Origin of the sequence: Pseudidiomarina terrestris (assembly GCF_030466405.1) — a bacterium.
Taxonomy (GTDB): Bacteria; Pseudomonadota; Gammaproteobacteria; order Enterobacterales; family Alteromonadaceae; genus Pseudidiomarina; species Pseudidiomarina terrestris.
This window is the reverse complement of the sequence record NZ_JAGGJF010000010.1, coordinates 1-1,795: the sequence shown is the minus strand read 5'-3', so window position 1 is coordinate 1,795 and position 1,795 is coordinate 1. Positions and strand designations below refer to the sequence as shown.

At 52.5% G+C, this 1,795-nt stretch carries 1 rRNA gene (cut by a window edge); it reads left to right on the top strand.

The annotated features are described in order from the left end of the window. A 23S ribosomal RNA gene (locus J6J34_RS12415) occupies nt 1-1,727 on the top strand; it begins 1,257 nt to the left of the window's first position. Nucleotides 1,728-1,795: the final 68 nt, after the last annotated feature.

Here is a 1,795-nt window from a genome sequence, read left to right as displayed (position 1 = left end):
CCTATGTATGTGGGGTAGGGGAGCGTTCTGTAAGCCGTTGAAGGTGGATTGAGAAGTCTGCTGGAGGTATCAGAAGTGCGAATGCTGACATGAGTAACGATAATGGGAGTGAAAAACTCCCACGCCGGAAGACCAAGGTTTCCTATCCCATGCTAATCAGGGTAGGGTAAGTCGGCCCCTAAGGCGAGGCCGAGAGGCGTAGTCGATGGGAATCAGGTTAATATTCCTGAACCGATATATACTGCGATGGGGGGACGGAGAAGGCTAGGCAAGCCGGGTGTTGGTAATCCCGGTGAAAGTATGTAGGTTGGCGGCTTAGGTAAATCCGGGCTGCTAAGACTGAGATACGAGACGAGTACCTACGGGTGCGAAGTTGTTGATGCCATGCTTCCAGGAAAAGCCTCTAAGCTTCAGGTATATATTGACCGTACCCGAAACCGACACAGGTGGTCAGGTAGAGAATACTAAGGCGCTTGAGAGAACTCGGGTGAAGGAACTAGGCAAAATAGTACCGTAACTTCGGGAGAAGGTACGCCAGAGCTAGTGAACCCCTTGCGGGGGGAGCTGGAGCTGGCCGCAGTGACCAGGTGGCTGGGACTGTTTATTAAAAACACAGCACTCTGCAAACACGAAAGTGGACGTATAGGGTGTGACACCTGCCCGGTGCCGGAAGGTTAATTGATGGGGTTAGCGTAAGCGAAGCTCTTGATCGAAGCCCCGGTAAACGGCGGCCGTAACTATAACGGTCCTAAGGTAGCGAAATTCCTTGTCGGGTAAGTTCCGACCTGCACGAATGGTGTAACCATGGCCACGCTGTCTCCACCCGAGACTCAGTGAAATTGAAATCGCCGTGAAGATGCGGTGTACCCGCGGCTAGACGGAAAGACCCCGTGAACCTTTACTACAGCTTGGCACTGAACATTGAACCTCCATGTGTAGGATAGGTGGGAGGCTTAGAAGCACTGGCGCTAGTTGGTGTGGAGCCATCCTTGAAATACCACCCTTGTATGTTTGATGTTCTAACTTAGCCCCCTTATCGGGGGTGAGGACAGTGCCTGGTGGGTAGTTTGACTGGGGCGGTCTCCTCCCAAAGAGTAACGGAGGAGCACGAAGGTTGGCTAAGTACGGTCGGACATCGTACGGTTAGTGTAATGGCACAAGCCAGCTTAACTGCGAGACAGACACGTCGAGCAGGTACGAAAGTAGGTCATAGTGATCCGGTGGTTCTGAATGGAAGGGCCATCGCTCAACGGATAAAAGGTACTCCGGGGATAACAGGCTGATACCGCCCAAGAGTTCATATCGACGGCGGTGTTTGGCACCTCGATGTCGGCTCATCACATCCTGGGGCTGTAGTCGGTCCCAAGGGTATGGCTGTTCGCCATTTAAAGTGGTACGCGAGCTGGGTTTAGAACGTCGTGAGACAGTTCGGTCCCTATCTGCCGTGGGCGTTTGAGAGTTGAGAGGGGTTGCTCCTAGTACGAGAGGACCGGAGTGAACGAACCTCTGGTGTTCGGGTTGTCATGCCAATGGCACTGCCCGGTAGCTATGTTCGGAATCGATAACCGCTGAAAGCATCTAAGCGGGAAGCGAGCCTCAAGATAAGCTCTCACTAGCACGTAAGTGCTCTGAAGGGTTGTTGAAGACGACGACGTTGATAGGCGGGATGTGGAAGCGTAGTAATGCGTTGAGCTAACCCGTACTAATTGCCCGTGAGGCTTAACCATACAACACCGAAGGTGTTTAGGGTTGTCTTGAACTGCATAAGTTCGAAAACCTTTACCGAAATAGTGAC